The organism is Streptomyces sp. NPDC088197 (assembly GCF_044741185.1).
In the GTDB taxonomy this organism is placed as follows: Bacteria; Actinomycetota; Actinomycetes; order Streptomycetales; family Streptomycetaceae; genus Actinacidiphila.
Genome location: NZ_JBIUSD010000003.1, coordinates 276,136 through 295,315, shown reverse-complemented (window position 1 = coordinate 295,315; position 19,180 = coordinate 276,136). Strand labels below are relative to the sequence as shown.

At 72.4% G+C, this 19,180-nt stretch carries 14 protein-coding genes; 6 read left to right on the top strand and 8 right to left on the bottom strand.

The annotated features are described in order from the left end of the window. Positions 1–184 precede the first annotated feature (184 nt). The 3 genes from ACIOC1_RS09755 (at position 185) to ACIOC1_RS09745 (ending at position 4,673) form a co-directional block, all read left to right on the top strand. Complete coding sequence (locus ACIOC1_RS09755; RefSeq protein ID WP_391043668.1) at positions 185–1,501, top strand: glycosyltransferase; 1,317 nt, start codon at positions 185–187, stop codon at positions 1,499–1,501. Further along, positions 1,498–3,213 (top strand): lipopolysaccharide biosynthesis protein, encoded by a 1,716-nt coding sequence (locus ACIOC1_RS09750; protein ID WP_391160063.1) that lies wholly within the window; start codon positions 1,498–1,500, stop codon positions 3,211–3,213. The genes ACIOC1_RS09755 and ACIOC1_RS09750 overlap by 4 nt, the downstream gene beginning before the upstream one ends. Positions 3,214–3,422: 209 nt before the next feature. Next, positions 3,423–4,673 carry a hypothetical protein gene (locus ACIOC1_RS09745; protein ID WP_355334747.1) on the top strand — a complete coding sequence of 417 codons (1,251 nt, stop codon included), beginning with the start codon at positions 3,423–3,425 and terminating at the stop codon, positions 4,671–4,673. On the opposite strand, the gene ACIOC1_RS09740 is transcribed toward ACIOC1_RS09745, so the two are convergent. Then, positions 4,642–6,156, bottom strand: coding sequence for an O-antigen polymerase (locus tag ACIOC1_RS09740; RefSeq protein WP_401853079.1), 1,515 nt, complete (start codon positions 6,154–6,156; stop codon positions 4,642–4,644). The genes ACIOC1_RS09745 and ACIOC1_RS09740 overlap by 32 nt on opposite strands. A gap of 152 nt (positions 6,157–6,308) precedes the next feature. Here ACIOC1_RS09740 and ACIOC1_RS09735 point away from each other — a divergent pair, with 152 nt between their 5' ends. Further along, positions 6,309–7,454 (top strand): glycosyltransferase, encoded by a 1,146-nt coding sequence (locus tag ACIOC1_RS09735; RefSeq protein ID WP_401853076.1) that lies wholly within the window; start codon positions 6,309–6,311, stop codon positions 7,452–7,454. Positions 7,455–7,609: 155 nt separating this feature from the next. On the opposite strand, the gene ACIOC1_RS09730 is transcribed toward ACIOC1_RS09735, so the two are convergent. The 4 genes from ACIOC1_RS09730 to gmd all read right to left on the bottom strand — a co-directional run bounded on the left by ACIOC1_RS09730 (position 7,610) and on the right by gmd (position 12,589). Continuing rightward, complete coding sequence (locus tag ACIOC1_RS09730) at positions 7,610–8,434, bottom strand: glycosyltransferase family 2 protein (RefSeq protein ID WP_355334560.1); 825 nt, start codon at positions 8,432–8,434, stop codon at positions 7,610–7,612. Positions 8,435–8,484: 50 nt separating this feature from the next. Further along, positions 8,485–9,237 (bottom strand): hypothetical protein, encoded by a 753-nt coding sequence (locus tag ACIOC1_RS09725; RefSeq protein ID WP_401853073.1) that lies wholly within the window; start codon positions 9,235–9,237, stop codon positions 8,485–8,487. Then, a complete protein-coding gene (locus ACIOC1_RS09720) occupies positions 9,234–11,456 on the bottom strand; it encodes a LamG-like jellyroll fold domain-containing protein (RefSeq protein WP_401853070.1) in 2,223 nt (740 codons plus the stop codon). The genes ACIOC1_RS09725 and ACIOC1_RS09720 overlap by 4 nt, the downstream gene beginning before the upstream one ends. A gap of 119 nt (positions 11,457–11,575) precedes the next feature. Beyond that, complete coding sequence (gmd, locus tag ACIOC1_RS09715; protein WP_188285703.1) at positions 11,576–12,589, bottom strand: GDP-mannose 4,6-dehydratase; 1,014 nt, start codon at positions 12,587–12,589, stop codon at positions 11,576–11,578. A gap of 95 nt (positions 12,590–12,684) precedes the next feature. Here gmd and ACIOC1_RS09710 point away from each other — a divergent pair, with 95 nt between their 5' ends. After that, positions 12,685–13,647, top strand: a complete 963-nt coding sequence (locus ACIOC1_RS09710) for a GDP-L-fucose synthase (protein ID WP_355334550.1) — start codon at positions 12,685–12,687, stop codon at positions 13,645–13,647. On the opposite strand, the gene ACIOC1_RS09705 is transcribed toward ACIOC1_RS09710, so the two are convergent. Then, a complete protein-coding gene (locus ACIOC1_RS09705; protein WP_391043682.1) occupies positions 13,644–15,140 on the bottom strand; it encodes an exopolysaccharide biosynthesis polyprenyl glycosylphosphotransferase in 1,497 nt (498 codons plus the stop codon). The genes ACIOC1_RS09710 and ACIOC1_RS09705 overlap by 4 nt on opposite strands. A gap of 286 nt (positions 15,141–15,426) precedes the next feature. Here ACIOC1_RS09705 and ACIOC1_RS09700 point away from each other — a divergent pair, with 286 nt between their 5' ends. Further along, positions 15,427–16,422, top strand: a complete 996-nt coding sequence (locus tag ACIOC1_RS09700) for a small ribosomal subunit Rsm22 family protein (protein ID WP_401853066.1) — start codon at positions 15,427–15,429, stop codon at positions 16,420–16,422. Positions 16,423–16,426: 4 nt separating this feature from the next. Here the strand turns inward: ACIOC1_RS09700 and corA are convergent, their stop codons facing one another. Both corA and ACIOC1_RS09690 read right to left on the bottom strand, forming a co-directional pair. Further along, complete coding sequence (gene corA / locus ACIOC1_RS09695) at positions 16,427–17,590, bottom strand: magnesium/cobalt transporter CorA (protein ID WP_391043687.1); 1,164 nt, start codon at positions 17,588–17,590, stop codon at positions 16,427–16,429. After that, the gene (locus ACIOC1_RS09690) at positions 17,587–19,164 is read right to left on the bottom strand and encodes an NAD(P)/FAD-dependent oxidoreductase (protein ID WP_355334541.1); all 1,578 of its coding nucleotides are present in this window, start codon (positions 19,162–19,164) and stop codon (positions 17,587–17,589) included. The genes corA and ACIOC1_RS09690 overlap by 4 nt, the downstream gene beginning before the upstream one ends. Positions 19,165–19,180 lie beyond the last annotated feature (16 nt).

Below are 19,180 nucleotides of genomic sequence, written 5' to 3'. Positions count from 1 at the left end.
ACGCTCCCCAGCGTCGCGGAGTCTCAGACGATAGCCGTGCCGTGTTGCGGTCAAGCGGCGATTAGCGAAAGTACAACCGATGGTAAGCGGGCGTGTGCTCTCCTGGTGAACAGCTAGGGTGGGCACTTGTTCGTCATTGGCGGTCTCTGGGGGGTCTGGGGACGCCGGGGGAAGGGAACACTCCGTGGCTGAGTCCGGCGCGCGCCGCCGTCTGCTGCTGGTCTCCACGAATTACGCGCCTGAGCACGCCGGGATCGGTCCGTACGCGACACAGATCGCCGAACACTGGGCGGCGAACGGCGACGAGGTGCACGTCCTGGCCGGTATGCCGCACTACCCGGCCTGGCGGCTCGACCCGGAGTACGCCCGGGTGTGGCGCACCGAGGAGCGGCGCGCGGGGGTCAGCGTGCACCGCCGCAAGCACCTCGTGCCGCCGCGCCAGAGCGCCGTCACCCGCGCCCTGTTCGAGGCCACCGTGCTCGGCCACGGCCTGCTCGCGCCGCCCGCGATGAACCGCCCCGACGCGGTGATCGCCCAGATGCCCAGCCTCGGCGGCGGCCTGGTCGGCGCCCGGATCGCCCGGCGGCACGGCGTCCCGTACATCCCCGTCGTGCAGGACCTGATGGGCGCGGCGGCGGCGCAGAGCGGCATACGCGGCGGCGGCAGGGCGGCCTCCGCGGCGGGCGCGGTCGAGGCGTACGCGCTCAAGCGCGCCACGCTGGTCGGCGTCATCCACGAGAGCTTCGTCGCCAAGGTCGCCGCGATGGGCGTGCCCGAGGAGCGAATACGGCTGGTGCCCAACTGGTCGCACGTCAAGCGCCCGAGCAGGCCGCGCGAGGAGATGCGCGCCAGGCTGGGCTGGCGTCCGGGCCAGACGGTGCTGCTGCACTCCGGGAACATGGGCCTCAAACAGGGCCTCGAAGTGCTCGTCGAGGCCGCGCGCCTCGACCCGGCGCTGCGCGTGGTGCTGATGGGCGACGGCAACCAGCGCGAGCACCTGCGCTCGCTGGCCGGCGGCCTGCCCAACCTGGAATTCGCGCCCCCCGCCGATGACGACGACTTCCCCGACATGCTGGCCGCCGCCGACGCGCTCGCGGTCACCCAGCGCGCCTCCGTGCTCGACATGAGCATCCCCTCCAAGCTCACCTCCTACTTCGCCGCCGGGCGGCCGGTCGTCGCCTCCGTCGCGGCCGAGGGCGGCACCGCCCAGGAAGTGGAACGCTCGGAGGCGGGAATCGTCGTACCGCCGGAGGATCCGCGTGCACTGCTGGACGTAGTACGCGCTCTGGCCGATGATCCTGGTAGGGCCGACGCGCTGGGGGCGCGCGGGCCCGAGTACGTGGACGCGCATCTCAGCCGCGAGGCGGGTCTCGCGCGGATCGACGCACTGCTCGCGGAGGCGCTGGGGGCGCCCCGCGAGACGCCTCCTGAGGACGGGGAGGCCCGGGAGCCCGGGACGGCCGGGGGAACCGGGGAGATCGAGGGGGCAGTGGGCAAGTGAGCGACACGACGCGCGCCACCGAGGCGCAGGACGAACCGGATCTGCTCCGCGACCAGTTCCGCCAGCTCATCCGCTACCGGGCGCTGATCGTGGCCGGTGTGCTGGTCGGCCTCCTCGGCGGCGCCTGGCTCGCGCTGACCGGCGCCGACTCCTACGCGGCCACCAGCGAGGTACGGATCAGGGCCGCCACCGTCGACCCGTTCGCCACCGGCGCCTCCGCCGACAAGGGCATCGACATCGGCTCCGAGCGGCAGACCGCGGTCAGCAGCACCGTCTCCGACGCGGCGGCGAAGATCGTCAAGGCGCCGGCCGACGCCATGGAGCACTGCCTCCAAGTCACCAACCCGCCCAACACCCTCGTGCTGCGCTTCACGTGCAGCACCGGGAACGCTGCCAAGTCCGCGCTGTGGGTCAACGCCTTCACCAAGGCGTATCTGGAGAACCGGCAGGCGCAGACCAAGTCCACCATCAACACGATGGTCAACGGCTACAAGGCCCAGCTCGACCCGCTGAACAAGCAGCGCGACGACCTGCTCAAGCAGATCGACAACACCGTCAACGCCCAGGTGATCAGCGCCCTGACCACCCAGCAGACCAACCTGCTCTCGCGCATCCTCGAACTCAACGGCAACATCAGCGGCCTGCGCGCCCTGGACACCACGCCCGGCTCGATCATCAGGCCCGGTGTGGCGCCCAAGGCCCCCGCGGGTCCCGGACTGCCGATGATGCTCGGCCTCGGCGGCGGCGTCGGTATCGCGCTCGGCCTGCTGGGCGCCTGGGTCAGGCTGGTCTTCGACCCGACCGTCCGCTCCGAGGGCGAGGTCACGCGCACGCTCGGCGCCCCGGTGCTCGGCACGCTGCCGCGCGGCCGCCGCCGGCGCGGCAGCGGCCCCGCGTCGCTGCTCGCCGAGGGGCAGAGCGGCGGACGGCTCGCCGAGGAGTACCGCGCGGTCGGCTTCCGGCTCGCCCACGACAAGCGCTTCGCCGACCGGCGGCGGCTGCTGGTCGTCGCGCCGCGCGGCAGCAGCGACACCGCGGCGGGCGTCGCGGTCAACCTGTCCGCGTCCTTCGCCGAGATGGGCATGGAGGTGCTGCTGGTCGAGGCCGATCTGCGCACCCCGTCGCTGTCGGCCCGGCTGCGCACCGCCGACGGCGGCGCGCGCCCCGGCTGGGCCCGCTCGCCGGGCCTCGGCGAGGGCGGCTGGCCCGCCGGGCTGCAAGTCTCCATCGACGCGGGCGAGTCCGGCTCCTTCGACCTCGTGCCCGGCCGCCGGGTGCGCAATGTGGCGCGCGCGCTCACCTCGGCCCCGGCCACCAGGCTCTTCTCCGAGGCCGACACCCCCGGCGCCGCCGTGGTCGTACTGGCCCCCGCGGTCCTCGCCTACGCCGACGCGCTGGCGCTCGCCGACCGGGTCGACGGCGTGGTCGTGGTCTGCGACCCGCGCGAGGTGCACCGCGCCGACCTCGTCCGTGTCCGCGAGCTGGTCAACGCGGCGGGCGGCGCCGTGCTCGGCGTGGTCCTGCACTCGGCCGCGGAGACCGGCGGCGGGCGCCGCTTCCGCCTCGGCCGCCGCAGGGCCGCCACCGGCCGCACGGGGAGCGGCGGTTCCGGCGGTGGCGGCGGGATACCGCAGCAGCCCCGGCACCACGACGGGGAGCCGTCCGCCCAGTCCCACAGCCCGGCCGCTCCGGAACGACACCCGGTCCCTTGACGGGCCCCGACCCGCGGCGCCCCGTCACCCACCCGGTCACGACGGCGGCCGTGGGCCCCGGGGCCGAGTTCGCGTACGGCGGCCCGCCCGATCCCCCGGGCGCCTCAGCGCCGTCCGGCCCGACCGACGCGTCGGCGGACGGCGAGGACGAGTCCGGCGACCCGGCCGGGTCCGGCACGTCCAAGGGCGGGCCCGGCACCAAGGCCGCCATCATCAGCTCGGTGGCCGACCAGGGCGTCGCCGCCTTCACCAACATCATCGTGCTCGTCGTGGCCGCCCGGCTGTCCAGCGCCGCCGGATTCTCCGTGTTTTCCATGGTCTACATGGTGTTCACGGTGCTGCTGGGCGTCGGCGTCTCCTACGTGGGACAGGCACTGGTGCTGGAGCGCGGCGCCGCGCAGGTGCGGGCGGCCTGCCGCAGCGCGGCCACCTTCACCGCCGTGGCGTCCACCGTGATCGGCTTCTCGATGGCCGCGGGGCTCGCCTTCGTACCCGGCGGCACCGCGCGCGGCCTCGCGGTCCTCGGCCTGGTGCTGCCGATCGTGCTCACCCAGGACGGCATGCGGTACTGCTTCTCCGCCCTGCGGCTGCCGCACTACGCGCTCGCCGCCGACACCGTACGACTGGCCGTCGCCGTACCGGCGCTGGCCATGCAGCCGCACGGCGCGGGCGCGGTCCGGCTCGTCGCCGTCTGGGGCGTGTCCGCCGTGCCCGCGCTGCTCGTGGGCGCCGCCCTGCTGTGGCCGAAGGTCAAGGGCGCGCCGGTGGACCTGCGCAAATTCGTCCGCCGCGGGCACCTCGGGCAGCGCTTCGTCATCGAGTTCGGCGTCGGCAACGCCACCAGTCAGCTCGCGGTCGTCGGCCTCGGCCTGTTCGCCGCGCCGCTGGCCGTCGGCGCCCTGCGCGGCGCCACCACGCTCTTCGGCCCGATGAACGTGCTCTTCAACTCCGCGACCGCCTTCGGGCCGCCGCTGCTCAACCGGGTCCGCGGCTCCGACGACAAGGTGCGCGCGACCGCCGTCCTCGCCACCGTCCTCGCCTGGATCGCGGTGTCCTGGACGGTCGTGCTGATGCTGCTGCCCGCCCATGTGGGCCGCCAACTGCTCGGTGACACCTGGGCGTCGTCGTCCGCGCTGCTGGCCGCCTCCGGCAGCCAGTACGCGTGCATCGCGCTGGGCACCAGCGCCCTGCTGACGCTGCGCGTGCTGCGGCCCCGCGCCACGCTGCCGATCCAGGTGGTCTTCTCGCTCGCGTCCGTGGTCTTCATGCTCGCCGGCTACCAGTGGGACGGCGTGATGGGCGCCGCCTGGGGCCTGGCCCTGGGCTCCGCGCTCAAGGCGGTGGCGCTGTGGCTGCGGATCGTCGCCGTCAAGCGCGCGCCCGCCGCCGCCACCGACCCTCAGGCGCCGGACGCCTCGGCGGAGGGCGTCACCGCAGGATCTTCCGCCGGTCCGCGCTGAAGGTCGTCACCAGCAGCAGGCACACCGCCGCGATGCCGATCCGGCCCGACGCCTGGAGCAGCGGGCCGCGCAGCAGGATGAAGGAGTAGCCGCACACCAGCGGGATCACCACGGCCATCACCGTGCCGGGGCGGCCGTCCTCCAGCGTGCGCTGGGCGTATCTGCGGTCGCCGCGGGCGCAGAAGTAGCCCAGCAGCAGGAAGCCGCCGGTCATGCCGACCGGGCCGAAGTCCAGCCACAGCTCCGCCCACAGCGGCGACGACAGGTTGGTGTTGGTCATGCCCATCCACTGGCCGACCTGCACACCGGAGTCCAGCGGCTTGCCGTGCCAGATCGAACGCGGCACGAAGAAGAAGACGTCCGCCGCGAGCTGCCGCCCGTGGGAGTGGCCCTCGCCGGACTGCACGAAGGTGATGGTGTTCGCGAACATCCCGATCTGGTCGTAGTCCTTGAGCGTCAGCGGCTCCAGCGCCGACGTCGTCTCCACCGGGTGGTAGCCGCCCGAGTCGTACCGGAAGCGGTCGAGGAACGGGAAGAGCAGCAGCGCCGCCACCACGCCCGTCACCAGGGCCGTGCGGTACATCACCGGGCTCTTGGGGAAGGCCGTGAACAGCAGCGAGAACACGACGGTCAGGAACCAGTACCGCGGGTTGGAGATCGGGTTGTTCACGATCACGTTGATCAGCACCAGGCCGGTGAGCGCGGCGATGGCCAGCGGCCTGCGGCGGGCGATCCGGGACGTGATCATCCAGCGGATCAGGAAGAGCATGGCCAGCAGCGCCGGTACGGTGCCGAAGCCGCGGATGAAGGCCGAGCCGACATGGCTGTCGCCGCCGCTGCCCGCGAGACCGCTGGCCTGCACCGACTCGCTGATGCCCTGACGGCTGGAGAAGAAGACGGTCGGGCCGCCGAGCTTCATGATGCACAGCGCGCTGCCGAGGTACGCGGCCACGATCAGCAGCCACAGGCGGCGCCGCGACACGGACGCCTGCGGGCGGGCCTTGCGGATACGGGCCGCCGGGCGGTGCCGGGCCAGCAGCGCGCCGACGTCGAAGGCCACGCAGCCGATCAGGACGAGCGTGATCGCCGTCGTCGTGTCGGAGCGCGGGCCCACCACCGGCGTCGGGACCTGCCCGATGACCGCCTGCGCCAGCGGGGCCACGCCCATCGCCACGTACACGAACAGCCAGAACGCGCCCTGGATCAGCCGCCGTCGCCGGGTCAGCACCATCGCCGCCAGCCGGCCGCCGCCGTACACCGTCAGCGTCAACTGGAGCCAGTACGCGGTGTCCCGCACGCCCGTGCCGGGCTGGGCCGCCACGTACGCGGGCAGGAACCCCACCAACGCGATGACCAGCGGCACCGCCAGCGCCCGCGACAGCGCCGCACGCGGCACCGACGTCGTGGCCTGCGCCTCGTCCGGGCCGGGCCGCTCCAGCGGCCCGCCCGCACCGGCCTGGTCCTGTGCCACGTCCAGGGCCATGGCCCACCCCCTTCATGCTCCCCGCGCCGAGTCTATGGCCTCCGGCCGGGAGGATCAGGGCGTCCGGGGCCGGAAGTGCCCCGATGAGGGTTCGGTGTCGATATTGTGAACCCGAGGCGCGGGGGCGCCGAAAATCAGGGGTGGGGAGTCATATGAAGGTGCTGCATGTCGTCACGCTGCATACGCCGACGAACGACTTCGGCGGCCCGACACGGGTGGCGCTGAATCTGTCCAAGGGCCTGCGGGCCCAGGGTGTCGACGCCCGGATCGCGACGCTGGGCGACGGCTTCACGGGCCCGCTGCCGACGGAGCTGGAGGGCGTGCCGTCGTTCGTGCACCAGGCGCGCCACGTGCTGCCGTTCGAGGTGAGCGGCATCACGTCGCCGGGGCTGCTGGCGAAGGCGCGCCGGATGGTGAAGTCGGCGGACGTGGTCCATGTGCACCTGATGCGGGACCTGATCACGCTGCCGTTCGCGCTGGTCGCGCTGGAGGCCGGGGTGCCGCTGGTGATCCAGACGCACGGCATGATCGACCCGACGGAGAAGCTGTTCGCGAAGGCCGTCGACGTCCTGGGCATGAAGCGGGTGCTGCGCAAGGCGGACGCGATCTTGCACCTGACGCGGATGGAGCGCGACGGTGTGCAGGCGGTGGTGCCCGACACTCCGCTGACCACCTTCCACCGGCTGGTCAACGGCGTGACGTTGCAGGACCGCAGGCCCGCGCGGGCCGCCCGCCCGCCGACCGTGCTCTATCTGGCGCGGGTGCAGAAGCGCAAGCGCCCCGAGGACTTCGTGTCGGCGATGCCCGTGGTGCTGGCCAAGTACCCGGACGCGCGCTTCGTGCTGGCGGGCCCCGACACCGGCGATCTGACCGGCCCCATGCGGGAGCTGGCGGCGAAGCTGGGCGTGGCGGACTCGCTGGAGTGCGTCGGCGCGCTCGGCCACGAGCAGGTGCTGGAACAGCTCAGGAAGTCCGATGTGTACGTGCTGCCGTCGGTGGTCGAGCCGTTCGCCGTCTCGATCCTGGAGGCGATGTCGGTCGGCCTGCCCGTGGTGGTGACCCGGACCGGCGGCCTGTCGCCCGACGTCGAGGCGGCGGGCGCGGGGCGGATCACCGACAGCGACCCCGACGCGGACAACGGCCCGCTGGTCGGCCAGGCCATCCTGGAACTGCTCGACCCGGCCGCCAACGAGGAGGCGTCGGACGCCGCCTGGCGGCTCATCCGCGACCGCTTCTCCATCGGCGCCGTCGTCGACACGCTCATGGAGGTGTACGGGGGCGTCACCCGCGCCGGGTGACGCCCCCGCGTGCGCTTCCGGACCCCGGGTCCCGGAGCGCGGTCCGCGGGCCGGCCCCGGGAGGACCGGGGCCGGCCTCGGGCGGCGCGATCAGCGACCGCGGGTCACGGCCGACCGCGGGTCACGGCCGACCGCGGGTCACGGCCGACCGCGGGTCAGGGCTTGCGCCCCTCCCGCGTCTTGAGGCCGATCTGCCAGCGGTAGAAGCTCATGGCGAGCGCGTAGTCGAAGCCCGCCCGGCCGTCGAGGAAGCCGCGCTTGTAGACGTAGGCGTAGGTGAAGGACACCAGCGGCTTGAACGGCGCCTTGTGGAAGAGCTGGCCCTGGCGGGTCTTGACCTGCCGGATCTCCTCCTTCACCCGGGGGTTCAGCTCCAGCCACGCCTCCCAGTCGGAGTAGCGGTTGTGCCGCTCGAACCAGGTGCGCACCGGGTCGAGATCCTCGTGCTCGATCGGTGAGCGCAGCCGGGCGGCCGACGGCGCGACCGGCTGGTAGTGGCCCTCCTGCTCGCCCATGCCGGGCGCTTCGAGGTCGCCGACCTCGGGAAAGTGGCAGCGCGTGCGGTCCAGCAGCGCGCGCTTGACGATGGTGTAGCCGTGCCGCAGCCGCCGTCCCGCGAACCAGTAGCCCAGCGGGATGTCGAAGGCGGCCACCGACGGCGGCCCGGCCGCGAAGGCGGCCTTCAGCTCGGCCAGCAGCTCGGGGCTCGGCGTCTCGTCGCCGTCGAGGAAGAGCAGCCAGGGGATCTCGGTGCGCACATGGTCCAGACACCACTGCTTCTTCTTGGGGTACTTGCCGTCCCACGCGTACTCGACGATCTCCGCGCCGAGGCCCTCGGCGATCTTGCAGGTGTCGTCGGTGCTGGCCGAGTCGACCACCACCACGGCCTCGACGTGGTCGATGACCGACGACACCGTACGGGCGATGTTCTCCGCCTCGTTCTTGGTCGGTATCGCCACCACGATCGGGAGCTTGCTCATGCGGTCCCTCCGTTCATCTCGGTCTCGTCCTGCGGCTCACGGCGCATCGCTCACCCCGTGCCCGCGAGCCACACGTAGCAGCCGCTGGAGGTGACGCCGCGCGCGGCGGCGGGGACTGTCATCCGGGCGCCGCTGCCGGCCGACAGGGTGCCGTTCGAGCTGGTCACCCGCCAGGTGCAGTGCGTCGACGGGTGCGGCGCGCGGTAGGTGCCGGGCGCGACCGACGTGCCGGGGACGGCCTTCGCCGCCACCGTGAACGTCCCGTCGGCGAAGCCCCGCGCGGCGGCGTCGATCACCGACTGCTGGTCGGGGCAGAGGCTGCGGACGGCCGCCGCCGCGCCGGACCCGCTGATGTCGCCGGTGACGATCGCCCCGGCCGCCGCGTCCTTGTCGATCTTCGCGGTACGGGTCAGCCGGTCGCAGATCTCCTGGCCGCCCTCGAGGACGGCCACCGGGTCGGTGCCCTTGGGCACCCGCCCCGACAGATACGACTTCTGGGGCTTGCTGAAGGTCCCGCCGCCGGGCGGGGTGAGCTGCGCGTCCGGCACCTTCGGGGCGTCGGCCGCGGACCCCGGCGCCTCGGTGCTGTCGTCCGAACCGGCACCGGCGTCGGGGCTCGTGGTCGCGGACGGTCCCGAAGTGCCGCCCGTGGCCGTCGCGGAGACGCCGGGCGACGCCTTCGCGTCGTTCCTCGCCGTGTCGTGGCCGCCTCCGCCACCCCCGCCGCCGCAGGCGCCGAGCAGCACCGCCGCCGCCGTCACGAGGACGGCGGCGGCAGTGGCGGAGCGGTGTTTCCGGGTCACCCGGCGGTCCCGAGCGCGTACTGGTTCGCGATCTGGGCCGGGCTGAGGACCGTCGGGAAGACGGCCGCCTCGTCGATCGAGCCCGCGAAGAACTGGCTCTTCGGCTGGGAAGGCCAGCCGTTCAGGTTGTCGCCGCCGACCCGCCAGAAACCGTCGTAGTTCTGGCTGGTGGTGACGGTGGCGTCACTGCCCTTGAGGGCGCCGTCCACGTACAGCCGCATCCCGTTCGCCCCCTGCGTGGCGACGACCTGGTGCCAGTTGCCGTCGTTGTAGCCGCCGGTGGGCGTGGAGACGATGCGAGTGCTGCCGGTGTAGGCGCCGAAGATGAGCTGACCGCTGTCGGTCATGTAGACGTGCTTGTCGTAGTTGCCGCTGGTCTCGGTCGCCAGGTTCCCGAAGCCGATCAGCTTGCCGCCGGAGGTCGTGGTGGTCTTGAACCACGTCTCGACGCTGTACGCGGACGGTGTGGGGTGCGAGCGGTCGCTGTACGTCCACTGGGTGGAGCCGTTGAAGGTGTACGCCTTCGAGCCGGGCACCGCGCCCGGCGAGACGGCGTGCACCGGGCCGCCGACGCTGATCCCGCTGTCGTCGGCCGCGGAGGCGTCCGCGTTGTACGAACCGGCGGCGGCGTCGTAGCGCCAGTACAGATTCGCGCCGTCGGCGAGGACCTGCGTGGCGTACGGCTCGGCCGTGGCCGGGACGGTGGCCGCCGCGTTCGGCGACTGGGCGCTGGTGTTGACGCCGTCACTGGCCGACACCCGGTAGGTGTACTTCACGCCGGGCGTGACATTGGTGTCGGTGAACGTGATCTGCGGGCGGATCCAGGGCTTGGAGTCGCCGCTGACCGTGTAGACGGGGGTGGCGGCGCCGTTGCGGTACACGTTGTAGATCAGCGTGCCGTCGTCGTTGTCGGTGCTCGACTGCCAGGTCACCTTCACCGCACTGGGGTCGATGCTGCTCACCGCGGTCTGCGGCAGCGTCGGGGCGCCGGTGTCGGGGCCGTCGGCGAAGCGGGTCAGGCCCTGCTGCGCGCCGCCGTTGACGGTGGTGAACTCGCCGCCGACCCACATGTAGTCGTGGCCGCCGGACGACGAGATCGCCATCACGCGCGGGCCGATCTTCTCGCCGATCCCGTCGTTGGTGTCGGGGTACCACGACAGCAGGTGCGGGTCGGTGACCGACTCGGCGACCAGGTGCTTGCGCGTCGAGTTGGGGAATTCGCCCATGCTGGAGCAGTCGTGGGCGTGCGAGCCGCTGTAGAGCACGGTGCCGTGGACCACCAGGCTCTGCGTGGCGCCCAGGCAGGTGTCCCGCCAGATCTGGTTGAAGTCGGTGAGGCTGAGCGCCACCCGGCCGTCGAACACGCCGCCGCCGGTGCCCTCGTTGGCGGTGTAGAAGGCGTTGCTCGCCGGGTCCACGATGATCGACTTCGTCACCGAGGTCGCGTCGAGGAACCCGGGCGGGTACGCCTTGGTCAGCGCGCCGGTCGTGGTGTCGACCACGGCGAGCGAGTGCGAGTAGGTGCCGCCGACGTAGTTGAAGTCACCGCCGATGATGGCGTTCTGGCCGTCCGGGGTGATCGCCAGCGCCCGGCCCGGCAGGTCGGCGTTGGGCGACCACGGCAGCAGGGTGCCCGCGGTGTTCACCGCGGCGAACTTGCCACGGGACTGGCCGCCGACCGACGTGAAGTCGCCGCCGAAGTACACGGCGTCCGAGGTCGCGGCGATGGTGCGCACCGTGCCCGAGGCCGCCGGGTGGAAGGTCGTGCTGACCGCGCAGGTGGCCAGGTTGATCGCGGCCAGGCTGCTCACCCCGACGCCGTTGACCGCGCCGAAGAAGCCGCCCGCGTAGAGCGTCTGGCCGTCGGGCGAGACGGCCAGCGCGCGCACGGTGGCGTTGTTGGAGCCCACCGTGAAGTTGAGCTGGCAGCCGGTGGGCGCGCCGGTCGCGGCGTCGAAGGCCGCGAAGTTCGCGACGGACGTCTCGTTGGTCCCGGCCGCGGACCCGGCGGGCCGGATCGCGGAGAAGGTGCCCCCTGTGTAGACCACGCCGTTCGCCTGGGCCATGGCCCACACGATCCCGTTGGTCTGGTACGTGCTGAGATTGTCGGCGGTGATGCCGACCGGTGGTTGGAGCGCGGTCGCCGATGGCGACGACATCACTCCCAGCGTCGCGGCTGCCAGCAATATGGCAGCCGAGAACACCGGCAATTTACGCATGAGTTGCCCCCCAGGCCCCTGATGTGTTGCAACGGCCGATACGGCCGTCGTGATGCACGGCAGAGTAGGGGGTTCCGCTTAGCCCGGTCTGCCTTTTTGACGAATAAAGTGACATCACATCATCTGTCGATGCGAATCGTGGCCCCCGACAACTGGTCCGCCACCTGTCGGATGTCCGCGTCGACCATGATCCGGGCCAGCTCCGCCACCCTGACCTGCGCCTTCCAGTCCAGCAGGTCCCGTGCCTTGCTCGCGTCGCCGATGAGCGCGTCGACCTCGCTGGGCCGCTCGTATTTCGGGTCGTACCGGACATGCTCGGCCCAGTCCAGACCCGCGTGCTCGAAGGCCACCTCGAGGAACTGCCGTACGGTCGCGGCCTCGCCGGTCGCCACCACGTAGTCCTCCGGCTCGTCGCGCTGGAGCATCCGCCACATCGCGTCCACGTACTCCGGCGCGTAGCCCCAGTCGCGCACCGCGTCCAGATTGCCCAGGTAGAGCCGGTCCTGGAGGCCGGCCTGGATCCGCGCGATGGCGCGGGTGATCTTGCGCGTGACGAAGGTCTCACCGCGCCGCGGGGACTCGTGGTTGAACAGGATGCCGTTGACGGCGTACATCCCGTACGCCTCGCGATAGTTCACCGTCGCCCAGTAGGCGAAGACCTTCGCGCAGCCGTACGGGCTGCGCGGGTGGAACGGGGTGCGCTCGTTCTGCGGCGGCGGGGCGGCGCCGAACATCTCCGAGGACGACGCCTGGTAGATCCGCGCCTCGATGCCGCTCGCCCGCAGCGCCTCCAGCAGCCGCAGCGCGGACAGGCCGGTGACGTCCCCGGTGTACAGCGGCGCGTCGAAGGAGACCCGCACATGGGACTGCGCGCCCAGGTTGTAGATCTCGTCCGGCCGCAGGTCACGCAGCAGGCTCACCAGCGCGATGCCGTCGGTGAGATCCGCGTGATGCAGCACGAAGGAGCGGTTCTTCTCCTGGGGGTCCTGGTAGATGTGGTCGATCCGTTCGGTGTTGAACGTCGACGAGCGGCGCACGAGGCCGTGCACGGTGTAGCCCTTGGACAGCAGCAGCTCCGCGAGATACGAGCCGTCCTGGCCGGTGACGCCGGTGATGAGCGCGGTCTTGCCCATGTGAGTCCCCCCAACTGGTCGGGTTGTGCTGTATTTCGTACGTAAAGATGGGTTGGCACCCGATCGGGTGAAGTGTGCTGGCAGAATGCCGTTCCATGACAGACCTACTGCCGGACGCGGCCCGGATCTTCGTCGCGGGCCACCGCGGCCTCGTCGGCTCCGCCGTGGCCCGCCGCCTCACCGCCGACGGCCACCAGGTGCTCACCCGGGGCCGCGCGGAACTGGACCTGCGGGACGCGGCGGCGACCGCCGCGTATCTGCGCGACATCCGGCCCGACGCGGTGGTGCTCGCGGCGGCCAAGGTCGGGGGGATCATGGCCAACTCGACCTACCCCGTGCAGTTCCTTGAGGACAACCTCCGGATCCAGCTCAGCGTCGTCGCCGGGGCCCACGAGGCGGGCGTCGCCCGCCTGCTCTTCCTCGGCTCCTCGTGCATCTACCCCAAGCTGGCCCCGCAGCCGATCCACGAGGACGCGCTGCTCACCGGCCCCCTGGAGCCGACCAACGAGGCGTACGCGCTCGCCAAGATCGCCGGCATCGTCCAGGTGCAGTCCTACCGCAAGCAGTACGGCGCCTCGTACATCTCCGCGATGCCCACCAACCTCTACGGCCCCGGCGACAACTTCGACCTCGCCACCTCGCACGTGCTGCCCGCCCTCATCCGCCGCTTCCACGAGGCCGAGCGGGACGGCGCGGCCGAACTGACCCTGTGGGGCAGCGGCACACCGCGGCGCGAATTCCTGCACGTGGACGACCTCGCGGCGGCCTGCGCGCTGCTGCTGCGGGTCTACGACGGCGCCGAGCCGGTCAACGTCGGCTGCGGCGAGGACCTGACCATCCGCGAACTGGCCGAGACCGTCAGGGACGTCGTCGGCTACCGCGGCACGATCGGCTGGGACACCACAAAACCCGACGGCACGCCGCGCAAGCTGCTCGACGTGTCCCGTCTTCAGGCGCTCGGCTGGCGGCCGGAGATCGCGCTGCGGGACGGGATCGCCGCGGTGTACGCGGACTGGCGGGCGACCGCCGGGTCTGTGGCCGGAACAGTGACTCACTAGTACGCCCCGCGTCCGTCGACCACGGCCCGCAGGGTGCGGGCCATCACATCCGCGTCGCCCGAGAGCGACCAGTTGTCGACGTACCGCAGATCGATCGCGAGGGTCTCGTCCCAGGACAGCTCCGACCTGCCGCTGACCTGCCACAGACCCGTGATGCCCGGCTTGACCGCGAGGCGCCTGACCTCCACCTCGTTGTACCGCGCCACCTCGTCGGGCAGCGGCGGACGCGGGCCGACCATCGACATCTCGCCGCGCAGCACGTTCACGAGCTGCGGCAGCTCGTCCAGCGACAGCCGCCGCAGCAGCCGCCCGACGCGGGTGACCCGGGGGTCACGGCGCATCTTGAACATCAGGCCGTCGTTCTCGTTCGACCCGTGCAGATCGGGCTTGCGCTGCTCCGCGTCGACCACCATCGTGCGGAATTTCCACATGGTGAACGGCACACAGCCCTGCCCGTACCGGATCTGCCGGTGGAAGGCCGGGCCCTGCGAGGTCAGCCGGACCGCCGCCGCCACCAGGCCGAAGACCGGGGAGAGCAGCAGGAGTCCGAGCCCCGCGCCGACCCGGTCGAGGGCCGACTTGAGCACCGGCTGGACGCCGCGCCTGGACGGCGGGGCGATGTGCAGCATGGCCAGGCCCGCGGGCGCGTCCAACTGCACCCGGCGCACGGCCACATCGATCAGCCCCGGCAGCACCGCGAGCGGCAGGCCCGCGTCGTGCAGCGACCAGGACAGCCTGCGCAGCCGTTCCGCGGACAGCCGCGGTCCCGGCGCCACCAGGACCAGCTCCGCCCCGTGGTCGCGGGCGGCGCCGAGCACGATGCCCGCGTCCTCGGCGAGACCGGACGGCGCGACCGCGCCGAGCCGTGCGGTGACCGGGGCCCCGCACTCCAGCTTGGCGTTGCCCACCGGGACCACCCCGACCACCACATACGCGTGTTCGGTACGGGCCGCGAGGTGGCCCACCACATGGTCGGCGGAGCTCGGCTCGCCGATGACCAGCACCCTGCGCACGGCGTGGGCCTCGCGCCGGGCGGCGATCAGGTGGTGGTGGGTGAGCATCCGGCAGGCCGCCGTCAGCACGGGACCGGCGGTCAACCCGGCCAGCGCGTACGACGGTTCCGCCACCTGATCGAAGGCGGTCCTGAGCACGGCGAGCACCCCGAGCAGCATCAGCCAGTCCCGGAGCACCGCCCCGGCGCCGCGGTGCTCGCCGAGGACGTCCGCCGCGTAGCGCCGCCTGACCGCCTGGACACCGACCCAGGCGAGCGCCGCCACGGCGGCGCAGACCAGCGGGTGCGGCTGGCCGGTGGCATGGAAGATCGCCGCGACCGGGAACGCGATCCCGAGCACGTCGACGGTGAGCGCGAGCGGCAGATACCACCGCGCCTTGTCACTGAACCTGCCGTGCCCGCCGTAAGGGCCGGGCGCAGCGAGGGCACCGGTGGAACCCGATGCCCTCCTGCCGAACGCGTGCGCGGCTTTCGCGCGCACGGGTCTCGTATCGGCACTCATGGGTATGACCGGTAGAACCCGGTTTGCTTCGACACGCCGCATGGACCCCCCTGGCACATCGCGACCGACGAGGCGCTCTACCACTTCCCCAAGGGGTAGTGCGCCTGGATAAGAGCGAACGCTAGGCCAACACGAGGGCTTTCCGCTGCGGTTTACGCAGATTCGAGCCGTTGTTATGACCGAGTTAACACAAGTATGGATATCGAATGGCCACAGAGTGTAAGGAGGCCGTTACGGGTGTGCACGACCCTTACCCTTGGGACTTGTGTCCACTGTGCACCTACCCGACGACCTGCGTACAGCCCTGTCGGCGCGACTGAGCGCCACGGCCCCCACCAGGGCTTCCGCCGAGGTGGAACGCCTCATCGAAACATATCGTGGCAAGTCGCCGACGTCAGCGCCCATTCTGCGGGACGCGGCGTCGGTGGCGGCTTACGCGGCCTACCGTATGCCCGCCACGTACGCGGCCGTCAGGGCCGCGCTCGAGGCATTCCGTTTGCAGGCCGGGCAGTGGTCGCCCGCGACCCATCTCGACCTCGGCGGCGGGACCGGCGCGGCGACGTGGGCGGTGGCCGACGCGTTCCCGGGCGATCCCTCGGCGAGCGCGCACACCTCCACCGTCCTCGACTGGTCGCAGTCCGCCCTCGACCTGGGAAGTGAACTGGCGCGCACCGCCGAGTCGCCCGCCCTGCGCGCCGCGCGCTGGACCCGGTCGCCGCTCGGCGGCGGACCCGCGCTGCCCGCCGCCGACCTGGTCACCGTCTCGTACGTGATCGGGGAGTTGACCGCCGCCGACCGCACCGCGCTGATCGACGCGGCCGCGGTGGCGGCCACCGGGGCGGTGCTCGTCGTCGAGCCCGGCACCCCCGAGGGGTACGCGCGCACGATCGCCGCCCGCGACCGGCTGCTCGCCGCCGGGCTCACCGTCCTCGCGCCCTGCCCGCACGACGCGGCCTGCCCCATCACGGGCGACGACTGGTGCCACTTCGCCGCCCGCGTCCAGCGCAGCTCGCTGCACCGGCAGGTCAAGGGCGGCTCACTGCCCTACGAGGACGAGAAGTTCAGCTACGTGGCCGCCGCGCGGTTCCCCGCGGCCCCCGCCCCCGGCCGCGTCGTGCGCCACCCGCAGATCCGCAAGGGCCTGGTCCTGCTCGACCTGTGCACCGCCGACCGCGGCCTGGTCCGCGACACCGTCAGCAAACGGCACGGCGACACCTACCGCGCGGCCCGCGACGCCTCCTGGGGCGACCCCTGGAGCTAGCGCCCTACAGCCAGCCGTAGCGGTGGAAGGCGCGGTAGCACAGGAAGGACAGCGTGGCCATCACGCCCACCATCAGCGGGTAGCCGAAGGACCAGCGCAGCTCGGGCATGTGGTCGAAGTTCATGCCGTAGAAGCCCGCGATCATCGTCGGGACGGCGAGGATCGCGGCGCCCGCGCTGATCCGCCGCATGTCGACGTTCTGTTGCACGGCGAGTTGGCTGAGATTGGCCGCCAGCAGACCGTCGACCAGCTCGCCGTAGCCCACCAGCCGCTCGCGGACGTGGGTCAGGTGGTCGGCGACGTCGCGCAGATAGCGGGCGACCTCGGCGCCGATGAGCCGGTCCGGCTCCTCGCTCAGCCGCTGCAAGGGCCTGGCCATCGGGTGCACGGCCCGCTTGAACTCGATGAGCTCCCGCTTGAGCTGGTAGATCCGCTCGGCGTCGTCGCGGTGCGAGTCGGCGAAGACGTCGGCCTCCAGGTCGTCCACGTCCAGCTCGACCTCGTCGGCGACGTCCAGGTAGTCGTCCACGACCTGGTCGACGATGGCGTGCAGGACCGCCGAGGGGCCGTGCGCCAGCATCTCCGGGCTGCTTTCGAGGGCGTGCCGTACGCGGGTCAGCCCCGGCGCGCTGCCGTGCCGCACCACCACGACGAAGTCCGCGCCGAGGAAGATCATCAGCTCACCGGTGTCGACCACCTCGCTGGTCGCGGTCAGCTTCTCGTGCTCGACGAAGACGATCGTCTTGACCACCATGAACAGCGAGTCGCCGTACCGCTCCAGCTTGGGCCGCTGGTGCGCGGTCACCGCGTCCTCGACCGCCAGCGGATGCAGCCCGAACACCTCGGCGATCTCGGTCAGATGCTCCGCCTCCGGCTCGTGCAGCCCGATCCAGGCGAAGCCGCCGGTGTGCTTCCTGGCCTCCGCCAGCGCCTCGCGCGGCGGCAGCGACGCCACCCGCGAGCCGTCCGCGTACACCGCGCAGTCGACCACCACGTCCGCGGTGCGGCGGCGCTGCTCGGGCACCGTGCCGTCCTCGCCGAGGGTGTGCCAGGTGCCGCCGCGCCGCCACTGCCTGCGGCCGCCCGTGCGGCGGGCGAGCCGCCTGGGGTCGATCAGCCGCGGGTCCAGACGCCGGCCAGGGGTGATGCCGCGTTCGTCGGTGGTCATCGTGCCTTCTCCAGTACCGCCATGGCCGCGTTGTGCCCGGGAACGCCGCTCACCCCGCCGCCGCGGGCCGCGCCCGCGCCGCAGAGGAAGACGTTCTCATGCGGGGTGCCGACGCCCCAGCGGCCTGTGGCGTACGTCACCTGATCCGCGTCCGGCGCGGCGTACGGCCACGACAGGTCGCGGTGGAAGATGTGGCCGCCGGGCAGGCCCACCTCGCGCTCCAGGTCCAGCGGCGACTTCGCCTCCAGACACGGCCTGCCGTCGCCGTCCAGCAGCAGGCAGTCCGCCAGCGGCTCGGCGAGCACCGCGTCGAGTTGCGCCAGCGTCGCCTCCAGCAGCGCGTCCTTCGCCCCCGCCGGGTCCGCCGCGAACAGCCGCGCGGGCGTGTGCAGTCCGAACAGGGTCAGCGTGTGGACGCCCCGCCCTGCCAGTTCCGGCGAGAGGATCGACGGGTCGGTCAGGCTGTGGCAGTAGATCTCCGACGGCGGCGCGTCCGGCAGGCGCCCCGCGGCGGCCTGCTCGTACGCGGTCGCCAACTGCTCGTAGCCCTCGGCGATGTGGAAGGTCCCGGCGAACGCCTCGCGCGGGTCCACCGAGGTGTCGCGCAGCCGCGGCAGCCTGCGCAGCAGCATGTTGACCTTGAGCTGCGCGCCCTCGGGGGCCGGACCCGGCGCCGCCTCGCCCAGCAGCCCGGCCAGCGTGTGCGGCGCCGCGTTGACCAGCACGTCACGCGCCCCGACCGTCACCTGCCGCCCGTCGCGCTCGTACGTCACCTCCGCGCGTACGCCGTCCGCCGCGATGCCCGTGACCTCGGCGCCGGTGACGATCTCGGCGCCCGCCGCGCGGGCCGCGTCCGCCAGCGCGTCGGTGAACGCGCCCATCCCGCCCACCGGCACGTCCCAGTCGCCGGTCCCGCCGCCGATCACGTGGTAGAGGAAACAGCGGTTCTGCCGCAGCGACGGGTCGTGGGCGTGCGTGAAGGTGCCGATCAGCGCGTCGGTGAGGACCACGCCCCGCACCAGGTCGTCCGCGAAGGCCGCCTCCACCGTCTCGCCCAGCGGCCGCTCGAACAGCGCCTCCCAGGCCGCGGAGTCGCCGATCGCGCTCTCCAGCGCGGCCCGCGAGGGCAGCGGCTCGGTCAGCGTCGGGAACACCGCCTGCGCGACCCGCCCGGTCATCGCGTAGAACCGCTGCCACGCCTCGAAGTCCCGGTCGTCGCCGGTCAGCGCGGCGAACTGCTCCCGCGTACGGGCCGCGTCGCCCGCGTCCACCAGCAGGCCGCCGGTACCGCGCGGGGTGTACGAGGAGATCCGGCGGCGGCGCACCGCGAACCGCAGCCCCAGCTCGTCGGTGATCCGCGCGGGCAGCAGGCTCACCAGGTAGGAGTAGCGCGACAGCCGTGCGTCCACCCCGGCGAAGGCCCGGGTCGACACGGCCGCGCCGCCGGTCGCGGGCAGCCGTTCGAGCAGCAGCACCCGGCGGCCCGCGCGGGCCAGATAGGCGGCGGCGACCAGCCCGTTGTGGCCGCCGCCGACGATCACCACGTCATGCCGTGCCCCGCTCGAAACGTCCATCCCCGCACCCTATGAC